The sequence below is a fragment of the Streptomyces sp. NPDC005181 genome (assembly GCF_040608395.1).
In the GTDB taxonomy this organism is placed as follows: Bacteria; Actinomycetota; Actinomycetes; order Streptomycetales; family Streptomycetaceae; genus Streptomyces.
Genome location: NZ_JBEXID010000014.1, coordinates 37174 through 51301, shown reverse-complemented (window position 1 = coordinate 51301; position 14128 = coordinate 37174). Strand labels below are relative to the sequence as shown.

General features: G+C 68.9%; 11 protein-coding genes and 1 pseudogene. 6 read left to right on the top strand and 6 right to left on the bottom strand.

Annotated elements, in window-relative coordinates; genetic code table 11:
* Positions 1 to 86: 86 nt before the first annotated feature.
* The 3 genes from ABZV38_RS12510 to ABZV38_RS12500 are packed head-to-tail and all read left to right on the top strand — an operon-like array spanning position 87 to position 3207.
* The gene (locus tag ABZV38_RS12510) at positions 87 to 1238 is read left to right on the top strand and encodes a Gfo/Idh/MocA family oxidoreductase (RefSeq protein WP_356326760.1); all 1152 of its coding nucleotides are present in this window, start codon (positions 87 to 89) and stop codon (positions 1236 to 1238) included.
* Positions 1235 to 2380, top strand: coding sequence for a dihydrodipicolinate synthase family protein (locus ABZV38_RS12505; RefSeq protein ID WP_356326759.1), 1146 nt, complete (start codon positions 1235 to 1237; stop codon positions 2378 to 2380). The genes ABZV38_RS12510 and ABZV38_RS12505 overlap by 4 nt, the downstream gene beginning before the upstream one ends.
* Positions 2377 to 3207, top strand: coding sequence for a sugar phosphate isomerase/epimerase family protein (locus ABZV38_RS12500; RefSeq protein WP_356326758.1), 831 nt, complete (start codon positions 2377 to 2379; stop codon positions 3205 to 3207). Before ABZV38_RS12505 ends, ABZV38_RS12500 begins: the two co-directional genes overlap by 4 nt.
* 259 nt (positions 3208 to 3466) lie before the next feature.
* Here the strand turns inward: ABZV38_RS12500 and ABZV38_RS12495 are convergent, their stop codons facing one another.
* Entirely contained in the window at positions 3467 to 3919 is a 453-nt protein-coding gene (locus tag ABZV38_RS12495) for a transglycosylase SLT domain-containing protein (protein ID WP_356326757.1), read from the bottom strand.
* A 503-nt stretch (positions 3920 to 4422) separates the two neighbouring features.
* Here ABZV38_RS12495 and ABZV38_RS12490 point away from each other — a divergent pair.
* The gene (locus tag ABZV38_RS12490; RefSeq protein ID WP_356326756.1) at positions 4423 to 6723 is read left to right on the top strand and encodes an ATP-dependent RecD-like DNA helicase; all 2301 of its coding nucleotides are present in this window, start codon (positions 4423 to 4425) and stop codon (positions 6721 to 6723) included.
* A 129-nt stretch (positions 6724 to 6852) separates the two neighbouring features.
* Positions 6853 to 8142, top strand: a complete 1290-nt coding sequence (locus ABZV38_RS12485; RefSeq protein WP_356326755.1) for a citrate synthase — start codon at positions 6853 to 6855, stop codon at positions 8140 to 8142.
* 521 nt (positions 8143 to 8663) lie between these two features.
* On the opposite strand, the gene ABZV38_RS12480 is transcribed toward ABZV38_RS12485, so the two are convergent.
* Positions 8664 to 11063: a heavy metal translocating P-type ATPase gene (locus ABZV38_RS12480; protein ID WP_356326754.1), complete on the bottom strand. Its 2400-nt coding sequence runs from the start codon at positions 11061 to 11063 to the stop codon at positions 8664 to 8666.
* 145 nt (positions 11064 to 11208) lie between these two features.
* Positions 11209 to 11517: a heavy-metal-associated domain-containing protein gene (locus ABZV38_RS12475; protein ID WP_356326752.1), complete on the bottom strand. Its 309-nt coding sequence runs from the start codon at positions 11515 to 11517 to the stop codon at positions 11209 to 11211.
* 285 nt (positions 11518 to 11802) lie between these two features.
* Here ABZV38_RS12475 and ABZV38_RS12470 point away from each other — a divergent pair.
* A pseudogene (locus tag ABZV38_RS12470) lies at positions 11803 to 12174 on the top strand (zinc-binding dehydrogenase); the annotation flags it as partial.
* A 112-nt stretch (positions 12175 to 12286) separates the two neighbouring features.
* Here the strand turns inward: ABZV38_RS12470 and ABZV38_RS12465 are convergent.
* The 3 genes from ABZV38_RS12465 to ABZV38_RS12455 form a co-directional block, all read right to left on the bottom strand.
* The gene (locus tag ABZV38_RS12465) at positions 12287 to 12484 is read right to left on the bottom strand and encodes a MarR family transcriptional regulator (RefSeq protein WP_030935124.1); all 198 of its coding nucleotides are present in this window, start codon (positions 12482 to 12484) and stop codon (positions 12287 to 12289) included.
* 215 nt (positions 12485 to 12699) lie between these two features.
* Positions 12700 to 13083, bottom strand: coding sequence for a peptidoglycan-binding protein (locus ABZV38_RS12460; protein WP_356326751.1), 384 nt, complete (start codon positions 13081 to 13083; stop codon positions 12700 to 12702).
* An 85-nt stretch (positions 13084 to 13168) separates the two neighbouring features.
* Positions 13169 to 14119 (bottom strand): sugar phosphate isomerase/epimerase, encoded by a 951-nt coding sequence (locus ABZV38_RS12455; protein ID WP_356326750.1) that lies wholly within the window; start codon positions 14117 to 14119, stop codon positions 13169 to 13171.
* Between the last annotated feature and the right edge of the window lie 9 nt (positions 14120 to 14128).

Here is a 14128-nt window from a genome sequence, read left to right as displayed (position 1 = left end):
CCGGGCCCTCTTGTCCGGGCCGCTGTCGGCAGGCTAGCGTCATACCGCATAGAAAGCGCTTGCTGCGGCCGTATGGAGGGAACTTCGTGACACGCAGGACAGTGCGCATCGCCATGAACGGCGTCACGGGTCGCATGGGATACCGGCAGCACCTGGTGCGCTCGATCCTCGCGATCCGTGAGCAGGGAGGCCTCGACCTCGGTGACGGCGAGGTGCTGTGGCCCGAACCCGTCCTCGTCGGCCGCCGCGCCCACGCGCTGGAGGAACTCGCCGACCGGCACGGTCTGACCGAGTGGTCGACCGACCTCGACGCGGTCCTCGCGGACGAGTCGATCGACATCTACTTCGACGCCCAGGTCACCTCGGCCCGCGTCGAAGCGATCAAGACGGCCATCGCCGCGGGCAAGCACGTCTACACCGAGAAGCCCACCGCCACGGACGTCGAGGGCGCCCTGGAGCTGGCCCGCCTCGCCCGTGACGCCGGGATAAAGCACGGCGTCGTCCAGGACAAGATCTTCCTGCCGGGCCTGCTGAAGCTGAAGCGCCTCATCGACGGCGGCTTCTTCGGCGAGATCCTCTCCGTACGCGGTGAGTTCGGCTACTGGGTCTTCGAGGGCGACTGGCAGGAGGCCCAGCGCCCGTCCTGGAACTACCGCGCGGAGGACGGCGGCGGCATCGTCGTCGACATGTTCCCGCACTGGGAGTACGTGCTCCACGAGCTGTTCGGTCAGGTCACGACCGTCCAGGCGCACGTCCAGACGCACATCCCGCAGCGCTGGGACGAGCAGGGGAAGCCGTACGCCGCCACCGCGGACGACGCTGCCTACGGCATCTTCCAGCTGGCGGGCGGCGCCGTCGCCCAGATCAACTCCTCCTGGGCCGTGCGCGTCAACCGCGACGAGCTCGTCGAGTTCCAGGTCGACGGAACCCATGGCTCCGCCGTCGCCGGTCTGCGCAACTGCCGCGTCCAGCACCGCTCGGCCACCCCCAAGCCGGTCTGGAACCCCGACCTCCCGGTCACCGAGCCGTTCCGCGACCAGTGGCAGGAAGTCCCCGACAACGCCGTCTTCGACAACGGCTTCAAGGCCCAGTGGGAGCTCTTCCTGCGCCACATCGTGCTCGACGAGCCCTACACCTGGGACCTGATGGCCGGCGCCCGCGGCGTGCAGCTCGCCGAGCTCGGGCTCAAGTCCTCCGCCGAGGGCCGGCGTCTCGACGTACCGGAGCTGACGCTGTGACGATCCACCTCCCGCAGGGCCCGTACGAACCCCGCACCACCCCGCTCGACCTCGCCCCGGGCGGGTCACCGCTCGCCTCCCGTACGGTCTTCTCCGCCGCCCATGTCGTCGCGGACCCGTACGCCGACGTCAGCCCCGACGGCCCCGCGGCCGTCGACTGGGACGCCACCCTCGCCTTCCGCCGCCACCTCTGGTCGCACGGCCTCGGCGTCGCCGAAGCCATGGACACCGCCCAGCGCGGCATGGGTCTGGACTGGGCGGGCGCCGCCGAGCTGATCCGCCGCTCCGCCGCCGAGGCGAAGGCGGTCGGCGGCCGGATCGCCTGCGGCGTCGGCACCGACCAGCTCCCCGCCGGCCCGGCCACGCTCGCCGAGGTGAAGGCCGCGTACGAGGAACAGCTCGCCCTCGTCGAGGAGAGCGGCGCCCAGGCCATCCTGATGGCGTCCCGCGCCCTCGCCGCCGCGGCGAACGGCCCCGAGGACTACCTGGAAACGTACGCACACCTGCTCCGCCAGGCCTCGGAACCGGTCGTCCTGCACTGGCTCGGCCCGATGTTCGATCCGGCGCTGGAGGGATACTGGGGTTCGCCGGACCTCGACGCCGCCACCGGCACGTTCCTGAAGGTCATCGCCGAACACCCGGACAAGGTCGACGGCATCAAGATCTCGCTCCTCGATGCCGAGCGCGAGATCGACGTACGCCGTCGTCTGCCCAGTGGGGTGCGCTGCTACACCGGCGACGACTTCAACTACCCCGAGCTGATCGCGGGCGACGACCGTGGCTTCAGCCACGCGCTGCTCGGCATCTTCGACCCGCTCGGTCCGCTGGCCGCCCACGCGGTACGCGTCCTGGACACCGGGGACGTCAAGGGGTTCCGTGAACTTCTCGACCCCACAGTCGAGTTGTCCCGGCACCTCTTCCGGGCGCCCACCCGCTTCTACAAGACGGGCGTGGTCCTCCTCGCCTGGCTGGCCGGCCACCAGGACCACTTCACGATGGTCGGCGGTCTCCAGTCCGCCCGCTCGCTGCCGCACCTGGCGAAGGCGTACGAACTCGCCGACCGGCTGGGGCTGTTTCCCGACCCGGAGCTGGCCGAATCCAGGATGCGCGCCCTGCTCACGGTCAACGGAGGTGTCCGGTGACGGACTTGTCGCGTCTGAGCATCAACCAGGAGACCATCAAGCAGTGGTCGCTGCCCGAGCTGGCCGAGGGCTGTGTCGAGGAGGGCATCGACAAGGTCGGCCTGTGGCGGGCCCCTGTCCAGGAGTACGGGGTCGAGCGCACCGCGCGGCTTCTGAAGGACGCGGGCCTGACCGTCACCAGCCTGTGCCGGGGTGGCTTCTTCACCGCACTCGACCCGGCCGAACGGGCCCGCGCCCTGGACGACAACCGTGCCGCGATCGACGAGGCGGCAGCCCTGTCCACCGACACCCTGGTCCTGGTCTCCGGCGGCCTCCCGGCCGGCAGCCGTGACCTCCACGGTGCCCGCGAACGTATCGCGGAAGCGCTCGCCGAGCTGGGCCCGTACGCGCAGGAGCGCGGCGTCCGCCTCGCGATCGAACCGCTGCACCCGATGTTCGCCTCGGACCGCTGTGTCGTCTCCACCCTGTCCCAGGCCCTGGACATCGCCGAGCGCTTCCCGGCGGAGCAGGTCGGGGTGGTCGTCGACACGTACCACATCTGGTGGGACGACCAGGTGGCCGCACAGATCGCCCGCGCCGGTGCGGGCGGGCGCATCCACTCGTTCCAGCTGGCGGACTGGATCACCCCGCTCCCCGCGGGTGTGCTGGTCGGACGGGGCCAACTCGGCGACGGAAGCATCGACTTCCGCGCGTTCCGCGAGATGGTCGGGGCCACCGGCTTCACCGGGCCGATCGAGGTGGAGATCTTCAACGAGGACCTGTGGGCGCGGGACGGCGCCGAAGTCCTCGCGGAGGTGGCGGCCCGGTACGCCGAGCACGCCTGCTGAGAGCGGGTGCGGGGCGGCCGGGCAAAGAGATCGCAAAGGCGTACAACCCTTTGGCGGCCTGCCGGGTCGTATCTTGCGTCGGGCGCTTCCGGGGAGGGATCCGGGGGGATCGGGAAGCCCTGATGAGGGTGGGGGAAAGCGAGAGGGGCCCGGTCTTCGACCGGGCCCCATTTCGCCTTACCGGGCCTGTCCCGTACGCCTCTTGCAGCCGGCCGGGACAGGGCCGGTGGCCGTCGAGATCGGCTTCGGTGCAAGCAGATCAGTAGGCCGAGTTGACGTTGTCGATCGAGCCGTAGCGGTGGGCCGCGTAGTTGCAGGCGGCGGTGATGTTGGCGACCGGATCGTAGATGTTCCACGAGGTCCCGGGGACGTGGTACGCCTTGAAGGTCGGGTCGATGACCTGGAGCAGCCCCTTGGACGGGATGCCCTTGGCGGCGTTGGAGTCCCAGTTGTTGATGGCGTTGGGGTTGCCCGAGGACTCGCGCATCAGGTTGCGGTAGATGCCGTTGTAGGAGCCCGGGATGCCCTTGGCGTGCATGATCTCCAGCGACTGGTTGATCCAGGTGCTGACGCTGCCGCCGGCCTGGGCGGGGGCAGCGGCCGAGGCAGCCGGAACGCCTACGAGAGAACCGGCGACGACCGCGACTCCGGCGGCGACCATGCCGAGCGAGATCTTCTTGGCCTGAGTCGTGTGAGCAAATTTCTTGGACATCGCCGAGATCTTCATCGGAAATTACCTCTTCCCGTGGGGATGCCAAGAATTGTTAAACGGGTTCAACATTCGGTCAATGCCCCTCTTTACTACCGGGTTACGTACAGATAGGGAGCAACAGTGTCCGAAATCGCCGCAAACGGGCGATAGAACAGGTTCTTTGCTCTACTAAGTCGTATCATAGTGACGCACGCCATATCGCCCACGTCACACGACAGAAGTCGCAAATCGGGCAAAACTGGACACGGATATATTTCCTTGCGCCACGCAAATAAAAGCCTTCTATCCGCCCCGCGCAATGAATGAGGAGAGCGGTGCAATGAAAACGCGGACGGCTATTCAAAGCGCGATGCTCACGTTCTGCGCCGCACCTTTGATCTGCCGGCCGGCGTGCTCGACGAGTCGATCGGCGGGCACCGTCCCGCCGCCTCGTCCGCGGTTCCGCCGTCAGAAGTCGGTGACTGCGCGTGTGGAGTGTCAGCGGTGCCCGATACCGTCGGTTCATGTCCAACATGGCCGTCCTCGAAGGGGTCCTGGAGCGGATCACCTACGCCAACGAGGAGAACGGGTACACGGTCGCCCGCGTCGACACGGGTCGCGGCGCGGGTGATCTGCTGACGGTCGTCGGCTCGCTGCTCGGTGCCCAGGTGGGGGAGTCCCTGCGGATGGAGGGGCGCTGGGGCTCGCACTCCCAGTACGGCAAGCAGTTCACCGTGGAGAACTACACGACCGTGCTGCCCGCCACCATCCAGGGCATCCGCCGCTATCTGGGCTCCGGTCTGATCAAGGGCATCGGCCCGGTCATGGCCGACCGGATCACCACCCACTTCGGCGTCGACACGCTCGACATCATCGAGCAGCAGCCGAAGCGGCTGGTCGAGGTCCCGGGGCTCGGTCCGAAGCGGACGAAGATGATCGCCGCGGCCTGGGAGGAACAGAAGGCGATCAAGGAAGTGATGGTCTTCCTCCAGGGGGTGGGCGTCTCCACCTCCATCGCTGTCCGCATCTACAAGAAATACGAGGACGCGTCGATCTCCGTCGTGAAGAACCAGCCCTACCGGCTGGCTGCCGACGTCTGGGGCATCGGCTTTCTCACCGCGGACAAGATCGCGCAGGCGGTCGGCATCCCGCACGACAGCCCGGAGCGGGTCAAGGCCGGTCTGCAGTACGCGCTGTCGCAGTCCACCGACCAGGGCCACTGCTTCCTCCCGGAGGAGCGGCTGATCGCCGACGCGGTCAAGCTGCTCCAGGTCGATACGGGACTGGTCATCGAGTGCCTCGCCGAACTGGCCGAGGATCCGGAGGGTGTCGTACGGGAGAAGGTGCCGTCGCCCGAGGGCGGCGAGCCGGTCACCGCCATCTACCTCGTGCCGTTCCACCGCGCCGAAGTCGCCCTCGCCGCCCAGGTGCAGCGGCTGCTGCGGACGCCCGAGGACCGGATGCCGGCCTTCCAGGACGTCGACTGGGGCAAGGCGCTGACGTGGCTCGCGGGCCGCACAGGGGCGACGCTCGCCCCCGAGCAGGAATCCGCCGTCCGGCTCGCGCTCAGCCGGAAGGTTGCCGTGCTGACCGGCGGACCCGGCTGCGGGAAGTCGTTCACCGTTCGCTCCATCGTCGAGCTGGCCCGTGCCAAGCGCGCAAAGGTCGTTCTGGCCGCGCCCACCGGGCGGGCGGCGAAGCGGCTGTCGGAGCTGACCGGCGCCGAGGCGTCCACCGTGCACCGGCTGCTGGAGCTCAAACCGGGCGGGGACGCGGCATACGACCGGGACCGTCCGCTGGACGCCGATCTGGTCGTCGTCGACGAGGCGTCGATGCTCGATCTGCTGCTGGCCAACAAGCTCCTGAAGGCCGTGGCACCCGGTGCCCATCTGCTGCTGGTCGGGGACGTCGACCAGCTGCCGTCGGTCGGCGCGGGGGAGGTGCTGCGCGATCTGCTCGCCGAGGGCGGACCCGTCCCGGCGGTCCGGCTGACGACGATCTTCCGCCAGGCGCAGAAGTCCGGCGTCGTCACCAACGCGCACCGGATCAACTCCGGAGTGCCGCCCCTCACTCAGGGCCTCGATGACTTCTTCCTCTTCGTCGAGGACGAGACGGAGGAGGCGGGTGTGCTCGCGGTGGACGTCGCGGCCCGCCGTATCCCGGCCAGATTCGGCCTCGACCCCAGGCGTGACGTGCAGGTCCTCGCCCCCATGCACCGCGGCCCGGCCGGTGCCGGCCACCTCAACGGCCTGCTGCAACAGGTCATCACCCCGGGCCGCCCCGACCTGCCCGAGAAGCGGTTCGGCGGCCGGGTCTTCCGCGTCGGCGACAAGGTGACCCAAATCAGAAACAACTATGACAAGGGGGAGAGCGGCGTCTTCAACGGCACGGTCGGCGTCGTCACTTCGCTCGACCTGGACGAGCAGAAACTGACGGTCCTCACGGACGAGGACGAGGAGATCCCGTACGACTTCGACGAGCTGGACGAGCTGGCCCACGCGTACGCCATGACGATCCACCGTTCCCAGGGCAGCGAATACCCGGCCGTCGTCGTCCCCGTCACCAAGAGCGCCTGGATGATGCTCCAGCGAAACCTGCTGTACACGGCCGTGACGAGAGCCAAGAAGCTCGTCGTGCTGGTCGGCTCACGGCAGGCGATCGGGCAGGCGGTCCGGACAGTTTCCGCAGGCAGGCGCTGTACGGCGCTGGATTACCGGCTGCGCGGAGAGTCTGGCGGAGGATCCCCGAAAAAAATGATCGATCAAATCGGTGGGAAACATCACGGAGGCCTTCCGGAACCCGAGTCGAGGGGGCAGGATGAGTAAGTTCGCGGCACTCAGTGCCGCGAGTAGGTCCAATGGACGACCCCGAGTGCACTCTCCTGAGCCAAATGGGGGAGGGTGGAGACAGTCAGGGAACCTCGAAGAAGAGGCACTACGTCGGTGAGGGATGACGTGAGCGACAACTCTGTAGTACTGCGGTACGGCGATGACGAGTACACCTACCCGGTGATCGACAGCACCGTCGGCGACAAGGGCTTCGACATCGGGAAGCTCCGGGCACATACCGGCCTGGTGACGCTGGACAGCGGATACGGCAACACCGCCGCGTATAAATCCGCCATCACCTACCTCGACGGTGAGCAGGGCATCCTGCGGTACCGCGGCTACCCCATCGAGCAGCTCGCCGAGCGCTCGACGTTCCTCGAGGTCGCGTACACGCTCATCAACGGCGAGCTTCCCAAGGTCGACGAGCTGTCGGCCTTCAAGAACGAGATCACCCAGCACACGCTGCTGCACGAGGACGTCAAGCGGTTCTTCGACGGCTTCCCGCGCGACGCCCACCCGATGGCCATGCTGTCCTCGGTCGTCAGCGCACTGTCCACGTTCTACCAGGACAGCCACAACCCGTTCGACGAGGAGCAGCGCCACCTCTCGACGATCCGTCTGCTGGCCAAGCTGCCGACGATCGCCGCGTACGCGTACAAGAAGTCGATCGGGCACCCCTTCGTCTACCCGCGCAACGACCTCGGGTACGTCGAGAACTTCCTGCGCATGACCTTCTCGGTCCCCGCCCAGGAGTACGAGCCGGACCCGGTCGTCGTCTCCGCGCTCGACAAGCTGCTCATCCTGCACGCGGACCACGAGCAGAACTGTTCGACCTCCACCGTGCGTCTGGTCGGCTCCTCGCAGGCGAACATGTTCGCCTCGATCTCTGCCGGTATCTCCGCGCTGTGGGGCCCGCTGCACGGTGGCGCCAACCAGTCGGTGCTGGAGATGCTCGAGGGCATCCAGGCCAACGGTGGCGATGTCGACTCCTTCATCCGCAAGGTGAAGAACAAGGAGGACGGCGTCCGGCTGATGGGCTTCGGCCACCGCGTCTACAAGTCCTTCGACCCGCGCGCCAAGATCATCAAGGCCGCGGCCCACGACGTGCTGTCCGCGCTCGGCAAGTCCGACGAGCTGCTCGACATCGCGCTCAAGCTGGAGGAGCACGCGCTCTCCGACGAGTACTTCGTCTCGCGCAACCTCTACCCCAACGTGGACTTCTACACCGGTCTGATCTACCGGGCCATGGGCTTCCCGACCGAGATGTTCACCGTGCTCTTCGCGCTCGGCCGGCTCCCCGGCTGGATCGCCCAGTGGCACGAGATGATCAAGGAGCCGGGTTCGCGCATCGGCCGCCCGCGCCAGATCTACACCGGCGAGGTCCTGCGCGACTTCGTCCCGGTCGAGGGTCGCTGAGCTTCGTAGCACCCCCAGCACCACCCCGGCCCCGGTGGCCGGTTGCCTTCGCCCCGCGTACCGCGCTTTCGCACAGAGCGCGGTGTCCGGGGCGATTTGCTTGCCCGGGACAGGAACGGGGTCCGGTCCCGGTCTCGTTCGGTGAGCATCCGCATGGAACGCGAGAAGCGCCCCGCCATCGATCCCCCCACGGGTCGACAGCGAGGCGCTTCCCATATCCCGGAGCGGATTCCCCCCACGGGATCCGGCCGGGCATCTGTGGGAGCCGAAGCTCCTGGGTGTTCCTCGTACCACTGCGTTGTACCGCTCTGTACCTCACGGCGGTCCGCCGGGGTACGTACGCACGGGAGGGCCGCTCAAAGCTCCCCGGTGCACGTGCCCCGGCCAACGCTTGCCTGAAGCGTCCCCCAAGACACTTCATCGGACGTCCCCCAAGACATCCTTGGCATCGCACTCTAAGACTTGCGAACCCGCTGAATGGTTACCCCAAAACCGATGTGATCTAAATCTCTTTGTGGAAATCATGTGAAGGTACGCAGTCGCAGGCTGTTCGTCACGACGAAGACCGATGAGAACGCCATCGCCGCTCCGGCAATCATAGGGTTGAGCAGGCCAAATGCCGCAAGGGGCAGGGCAGCCACGTTGTAGCCGAAGGCCCAGAAGAGGTTGCCCCTGATGGTGGCCAGCGTGCGCCGCGAGAGTCGGATGGCATCGGCAGCCACCTTCAGATCTCCACGAACGAGGGTGAGGTCGCTCGCCTCGATCGCGGCGTCCGTGCCGGTACCCATCGCCAGACCGAGATCCGCCGTGGCGAGGGCGGCTGCGTCGTTTACGCCGTCGCCGACCATCGCGACCGAGCGCCCCTCGGCCCGCAGCCGCTCGATGACATTCACCTTGTCCTCGGGCAGCACCTCGGCGTAGACCTCGTCGATGGAGACGGCGCGGGCCACGGCGTCCGCCACGGCCCGGTTGTCACCGGTCAGCAGCACCGGCCGCAGGCCGAGCGCGCGCAGGTCGGCCACTGCTGCCGCACTGGAGTCCTTGATCGCGTCTGCGACCCCGAGGACGCCGCGCGCCTCACCGTCCCAGGCGACGGCGATGGCTGTACGACCCTGGGCCGCCGCGTCCGCGAGGGCGGCGGACAGCGCCTCGGGGACGCCGATTCCGGCATCGGTGAGCAGCTGCGGGCGTCCGACGAGTACCTGATGGCCGTCGACGGTGCCGCGTACCCCGAGCCCCGGGACGTTGGTGAAGTCCTGGACGGCGGGAAGGACGGCCGCGGTCCGCTCGCGGGCGCCGGCGGCCACGGCCTGGGCGATGGGGTGCTCTGAGGCGTGCTCCAGGGCACCTGCCAGCCGAAGCAGCTGCAGCTCGTCCGCCGCCTCGGCCGCCACGTGGACGTCCTGGAGGGTCATCCGGCCGGTGGTGACCGTACCGGTCTTGTCGAGGACGATCGTGTCGATACGGCGCGTGGTCTCCAGGACTTCCGGGCCCTTGATCAGGATGCCGAGCTGCGCGCCGCGCCCCGTGCCGACCATGAGGGCGGTGGGGGTGGCGAGGCCGAGGGCGCACGGGCAGGCGATGATCAGTACGGCGACGGCGGCGGTGAACGAGGCCGTCACGTCGTTCGTGAGAAGCAGCCAGACGACCAGGGTGACCAGCGCGATCAGCAGGACGACCGGGACGAAGACCGCCGAGATCCGGTCGGCGAGGCGCTGCACCTCGGCCTTCCCGCTCTGGGCGTCCTCGACCAGCCTGGCCATCCGGGACAGCTGGGTGTCGGCGCCGACCCGGGTGGCCCGTACGACGAGGCGGCCCGAGACATTGACGGTGGCGCCGGTGACGGTGTCGCCGGCCTTCACATCGACCGGGACGGACTCGCCGGTGAGCATGGACGCGTCCACGGCCGAGGCGCCCTCGGTGACGGCGCCGTCGGTGGCGATCTTCTCGCCGGGACGGACGACGAAACGGTCGCCGACGGTCAGCCGGCCGACAGGGACGCGCACCTCCGTGCCGCCCCGGAGGACGGAGACGTCCTTGACGCCGAGATGCATCAGCGCGCGGAGGGCGGAACCGGCCTTCCGCTTGGACTTCGCCTCCAGATAGCGGCCCAGCAGGATGAAGGTGATGACCCCGGCGGCGACCTCCAGATAGATGGTGGAGGAGCCCTCGGCGCGCGAGACGGTGAAGTCGAAGCCGTGCCGCATACCGGTCATGCCGGCGTCACCCAAGAACAGCGCCCAGAGCGACCAGCCGAAGGCGGCGAGAGTGCCGATCGAGACCAGGGTGTCCATGGTGGCCGCGCCGTGCCGGAGGTTGGTCCAGGTGGCGCGGTGGAAGGGCAGGCCGCCCCAGACGACCACGGGGGCGGCGAGGGTGAGGGAGAGCCACTGCCAGTTGTCGAACTGGAAGGCGGGGACCATGGCCAGCAGGACGACGGGGGCGGCGAGGACGGCCGAGACGATGAGGCGCTGACGCAGGGCGGCGAGGGTGCCGGCGGCGCCGGTGTCCGCAGCGTCCGCGGCGTCTGTGGGGCGTGCGAGGGGTCCGGCGTTCACGGCGTCGTCGGTGTCTGCGGCTTCGGTGGGGCTCGTGACGCCGGCCGGAGTCGTGGGCTCGGTCGCGGGCGGCGGTACGGACGGGGCGAGCGAGGTGGGCGGCGTCGGCGCGGGCCGCTGCACCGGCTGCGCCGTGTAGCCGGTCCGCTCGACCGTGGCGATCACGTCGTCGAGCCGGGTTCCGGCACCGAACTCGACGCGAGCCTTCTCGGTCGCGTAGTTGACGGTGGCGGTGACGCCGTCCATCCGGTTGAGCTTCTTCTCGACGCGGGCCGCGCACGAGGCGCAGGTCATCCCGCCGATCACGAGCTCGGCCGCCGAACTCGCGGCTGCCGGGGCCTCGGCCTCTGTTGCGCTGTACATGTCCGAACTCCTGAAATGCCGACCGGGCCGTGCCTACCAGTATCTGCTGGTCGGTCCGGCCCGGCGGAGAAGAGTGGTGCGGGTGGTGCGAATGATGCGGGGTACGCGGGTCTGCGCAGCTGTGTCCAGGTGGGCCGGACGGTATTCAGGCCTGGCCGACGAGCTCGTAACCCGCCTCGTCGACCGCGGCGCGCACGGCGTCCTCGGTCAGCGGCGCCGCGGAGACCACGGTCACCTGGCCGGTGGCGGCCACGGCCTTCACCGAAGTGACGCCCTCGATACCGGAGATCTCCTCGGAGACGGCGCCTTCGCAGTGCCCGCAGGTCATGCCGGTCACGTGGTAGACGGCCGTGACCCCGCCCATCGTGGCCCGGGCGTCCGCATCGTCGTGGCAGGAGCCGCTCGGCGAGCAGCAGGAACCGGTGGCCTGGGTGAGCTGGATCTCGGCGGTCATGGTGTTCTCCTCTTCGACGCCTACGTCTCGGTGTGACGCCAGGGCCCCCCGGGATTGATGGTGCGCCCCAACACTCACACTTTATACCCCTAGGGGGTATAAATGCGAGGCGGGGCGCGCTTTCGGTCGAGGGTTATCGGCCAACCGGCGGAATCCGTTCGGGGCGTGCCAGTGAGTCAGGACTCACTCCTGCTCACTGCCCAGGAACGGTTCGTTCGCCCAGTACGTGGCGCTGGGACAGGCCGACGTCAAAACGCGTCCGCCCATCTGGGCGGCGCGGGCGACGCGGTGCGCGAACTGACGGGTGGCGGAGCCCATCTGTCGCTCGACGCGCTGGGCTCTCCGGTCACCTGCGCCGCCTCGGTCCGGAGCCTGCGGTGGCAGGGCCGCCATGTGCAGGTGGGCCTGCTGCCCACGGCGGCCGGCGACCCCGTCGTCCCCATGGCGCGGGTGACAGGCCTGGAGCTGGAGATTCTCGGCAGCCACGGAATGGCCGCGCACGACTACCCGCCGATGATGGACATGGTGCGGGCCGACACCCTGCGCCCGGACCTGCTGGTGACCTCCACCATCGCGCTGGACGCGGCCCCGGCGGCGCTCGCCGCGATGGGAACGACCCCCGGCGCGGGAGTGACGATCATCGAACCGGCGAAGTAGCCCCGCCCGCCCGGGTCCGGCGAAGGCCGAGGCCCCGTACGGCGCCGGCGGTATGCAGAGGCCGATCGCCGGACGGGGCCGGAACGGAAAGGGGGTGGCGAAGAAGGAGGCGTCAGTCCCTGCGGCCCCGGTTACCCGGGCGTGAAGCGACCCAGGCGCGGACGGTGTCCGCGTACCAGTAGGGCTTACCGCCCTCCACATGGTCCGGCGCGGGAAGCAGACCGTGTTTGCGGTACGAGCGGACGGTGTCCGGCTGCACCCGGATGTGCGCTGCAATGTCCTTGTAGGACCAGAGCCTTCTGTCCGTCATAGGTGACACCTCTCTGCACCGCAGCGGCAGCCGGGGGGCCGTCGGGGGTGCGGTGCGCACGCCGACGATCACTCAGCCTGTGCCCGGTGAACGACGCGGAGTGAGCGGCGGAGAGGGGCTGTCGAGCGCCTGTGACGGAAGACCCGCGTAACGGAGATATGTGTGACGAGGGGGTGATCTCTGTGACAGAACGCGCGCATTGGGGCCAAAATCGGCTATGCGTTCCAGAGCGCCGACCAGGTCCGCGGGCCGACCAGGCCGCTCGGAATGAGCGGTGGGTGGTCCGCCTGGAAGCGCTGAACGGCCGCGAGGGTCGTCGGTCCGAAGGTGCCGTTGACCTCGCTCCACGGCAGATAGCGGCGGTTGGCCAGCAGGCACTGCACCTCGGAGACCCGGTCGCCCTGCTCGCCGTAGAGGGTGGGCTCGTTGCCGAAGTAGAACGCGCAGACCGCGCCGGCGCCCGGCGGTGCGAGCGGCGGTGCCGGTTCGTGGTCGGCGGCCGAGGCGGCCGGGGCGGCGATGAGGGCGGCGGCCAGGGCGAGTGCGGCCAGGGCCGGGGCTCCGGCAGACCTGGGGGTGGGGAACGCTTTTCGTGCCACGGTGAGTTGCTCCTTGTCCGGTCGAGGGGTGCGGTGGGGCCGCACCCTCTTCTCGCCGAGAACAACACCGCATACCGCCCTCGCGTCACTTCCCCGGACGGTTCGGCGTGTCGGGGGCCGGCACCGGGGTGCCGCAGGAGCGGAGGAAGTCACGGGTGCGGCGGGCGATCGGGAGGGGCTTGTCGGGCGGGCACGGATACATGTCCTGTTCGACGATCGCGAACAGATCGGCGTCGAGCCGGCGAGCGGCGTCGAGCACGGGCCCCAGGGCGGGTACGCCGTTCGGCGGCTCGCACATCACACCGCGCGCCACGGCGGGCCCGAACGGCACCTCGTCCGCCACGACTTGGGCCAGGATCTCCGGGTCGACCTGCTTGAGGTGCAGATAGCCGATCCGCTCGCCGTAGGTCTCGATCAGCTTGACGCTGTCCCCGCCGCAGTAGGCGTAGTGACCGGTGTCGAGACAGAGCGAGACCAGGTCGGGGTCCGTGGCGTCGAGGAACCGGCTGACGTTCTCCTCGCTGTCGATATGGGTATCGGCATGAGGGTGGACGACGATCCGCAGCCCGTACCGGTCCTGCACCTCGCGGCCCAGCCGCTCCGTCTGGGCGGTGAGGTCGCGCCACTGCTCCGCGGTGAGCGTGCGGTCCTCCAGGACCTCGCCGGTCTTGTCGTCGCGCCAGAACGACGGGATGACCACCAGATGCTCCGCGCCCATCGCCCGGGTGAGCGCCGCGATGTCGGCGACATGCGCCCAGGTCCGGTCCCAGACGTCCGGTCCGTGGTGCAATCCGGTAAAAACGGTGCCCGCGGACACGGTGAGACCGCGGCGTCGGGTTTCGTCCGCGAGACGGGCCGGGTCGGTCGGGAGATAGCCGTAGGGGCCCAGTTCGATCCACTCGTAACCGGCCCCGGAGACCTCGTCGAGGAAGCGCTGCCACGGCACCTGCTGTGGATCGTCGGGAAACCAGACCCCCCAGGAGTCAGGTGCCGAGCCGATACGGATGCGGGCCGGAGCAGATGCTGAAGAGGTCATATCGCCCAC

Excerpts from the sequence above, each read along its gene's own strand:
- ABZV38_RS12495 (WP_356326757.1), bottom strand. The coding sequence starts at position 3,919 with ATGTCCAAGAAATTTGCTCACACGACTCAGGCCAAGAAGATCTCGCTC.
- ABZV38_RS12475 (WP_356326752.1), bottom strand. The coding sequence starts at position 11,517 with ATGACCGCCGAGATCCAGCTCACCCAGGCCACCGGTTCCTGCTGCTCG.
- ABZV38_RS12490 (WP_356326756.1), top strand. The coding sequence starts at position 4,423 with ATGTCCAACATGGCCGTCCTCGAAGGGGTCCTGGAGCGGATCACCTAC.
- ABZV38_RS12465 (WP_030935124.1), bottom strand. The coding sequence starts at position 12,484 with ATGACGGACAGAAGGCTCTGGTCCTACAAGGACATTGCAGCGCACATC.
- ABZV38_RS12455 (WP_356326750.1), bottom strand. The coding sequence starts at position 14,119 with ATGACCTCTTCAGCATCTGCTCCGGCCCGCATCCGTATCGGCTCGGCA.
- ABZV38_RS12480 (WP_356326754.1), bottom strand. The coding sequence starts at position 11,063 with ATGTACAGCGCAACAGAGGCCGAGGCCCCGGCAGCCGCGAGTTCGGCG.